The organism is Protofrankia sp. CiP1_Cm_nod2, from assembly GCF_920664355.1.
Taxonomy (GTDB): Bacteria; Actinomycetota; Actinomycetes; order Frankiales; family Frankiaceae; genus Protofrankia.
This window is the reverse complement of record NZ_CAKKTL010000281.1, coordinates 4,968-6,906: the sequence shown is the minus strand read 5'-3', so window position 1 is coordinate 6,906 and position 1,939 is coordinate 4,968. Positions and strand designations below refer to the sequence as shown.

2 protein-coding genes are annotated in these 1,939 nt (G+C 75.8%); both read left to right on the top strand.

All coding sequences use genetic code 11. The annotated features are described in order from the left end of the window. On the top strand, positions 1-1,295 hold a 1,295-nt coding region (locus NBW84_RS21625; protein ID WP_250286878.1), incomplete at its 5' end, for a DUF6114 domain-containing protein. Next, positions 1,292-1,939, top strand: a 648-nt coding sequence (locus NBW84_RS21620) for a hypothetical protein (RefSeq protein WP_250286877.1), incomplete at its 3' end; no start/stop codon positions are given. The genes NBW84_RS21625 and NBW84_RS21620, both read left to right, overlap by 4 nt.

Sequence of the window (1,939 nt, the reverse complement as noted above, 5' to 3'; positions counted from 1 at the left end):
GCCCGGCGAAGCCGCCCCGTCGCCACCGCGAGCGCGCCCGGCCCGTGGTGGCGACGGCCCGGCCGCTGTCCGACGACCGGCTGTCGGCAGCCGGGACGCCGTGGCGGGCAGCCGTGCCGACCATGGCCGGCGGGGCCGCCATCTGCTACTTCAGCTTCTCGTTCGGCCCGGCCTTCTTCGCCGCCGACGTTGCCGTGTACGGGCTGGCTGTCGGTCTGCTCATCGTCGCGTTCGGCCTGCTGATGCTCTGGTATCCGGGCGCGTGCGCGGCGCTGGGCCTGCTGTCGGTCATCGGCGGCCTGATCGCCTTCCCGATCGCCGCCGGCGGGCTGGGGGCCGGCTCGCTGCTGGCGATCATCGGTGGGTCGCTCGCCGCCGCGTGGACCCCGCCACCGCACGGCGCGTTCCTCGCCGTGCGCGCCGCCCGCGCCGGCGTGCGGGCCGCGGCGGCGGCCATCGACCTGGCGCTGGCCGGCGTCATCGTCGTCGGCCTCTACGCGACCGTCCTGAACGGGCCGGTCAAGGAGCACATCGCCGTCTGGTACGCGCTGCATCTGGCGGCCTGGCTGCTGGTTGTCGGGCCGGGCGTCGCCGCCGCCCTGACCCCGGGCCGGCTGCTGCTCGGCATCCGGGTGTTCACGGCGCCGGGCCCGGTAGCCGCGGTAGCCGCGGCGGCACCGGGTGCCGGCCCGGCGACAGGCAGCACCGTGTCGGGCACCGCCGTGTCAGGCAGCACCATGTCAGGCAGCGCCGTGGCGACGGGTACCGCGGCGGTGCCGGCCGCCCGGGCGGTGCTCCGCGAGGCACTGCGCACGGTGGAGGTCGTCGGCACCGTCGAACTCGTGCTGCCGCTCCCCCGGCACGTCGGTCTGGGCCCGGCCGCGCTGTGCGCCGCCGTCGTCACCGCCGGCTGGCTGCTTCTGCTGTGGACCGGCCGCGTACCCCACGACCTGATCCCACGCACACGGACGGTCTCGCTGCGCGTAGTCACCGCCCCGACGGCGTCCTCCCTGGCAGGGCCCGCCCCGGCCGCGGGCTCCCCGCCTGCCGACACCCGGCCCGCGGCCGCGGTCACGAGTTCCTCGGTTTCGGATGCCCAGCCCACGGCCGCGGATTCCCCGCCTCCCGATTCCGCTGTTCCGCCTTCTCCGCTGCCAGCCGCGGGGGTCCTGCCCCGCACCGCCCCGGATTCCGCCGCCCCGGATTCCGCCGCCCTGGATTCCGCCGTCCTGGATTCCGCGGCCGAGCCCGACCGGCATGCCACGGGCCCGGCACCGGACCCGGACGCCCGGTGACCCGTTTCCCACGCCACCTCGGCGCGTCGTTGTCCCTGCTGGTCGTGGGCTCGGCCGTCCTGATCATCGGCATGGCCGGCACGGCCTCGGCGCGTGCCGGGGGCGCCAACACGTTCCACTGGACGGGCCGGGACATCGAACTGCGACAACTGGCGCTCGGCGGCACGACCAGCCCGGCGGACGGGGCCCCGGCCGCGCTGCTGCGCATCGGCGACCTGGTCAGCGCCGCTGACTTCCGTCTGGAGAAGGAGATCCGCCTCGGCAGGCTCGGAACGTGGACGCTGGAGGTGACCGCGAACACGATAACCACGACCGGCACGCCGGCGGAGGCCGCGGCGGGGAGCGAGGCCTCGGAGGCAAGCGACATCACCGCGCCCTTCACCTGTGTACGGGATGCCGGCGTCCACGGCTCGGGCCGCGGCACGGGGCCGCTGCTGGACCCGTCACTGAACCGTGCGCTCGATGTCGATCCCGCCACCGGCTATCGGGACACCGTCGTCTCGGCGGCGGTCGGCCTGGTCGGGCGCGGCGACGTCCTGCTGACGCTGGGCCGGATATACAGCGAGTCCGGCCGGATCACCATGCCCAGGCTGCGCCTGACCGGCGCCTCGGTGCTGCTGCGCCCCGGCGGCTACTCCCCCGGT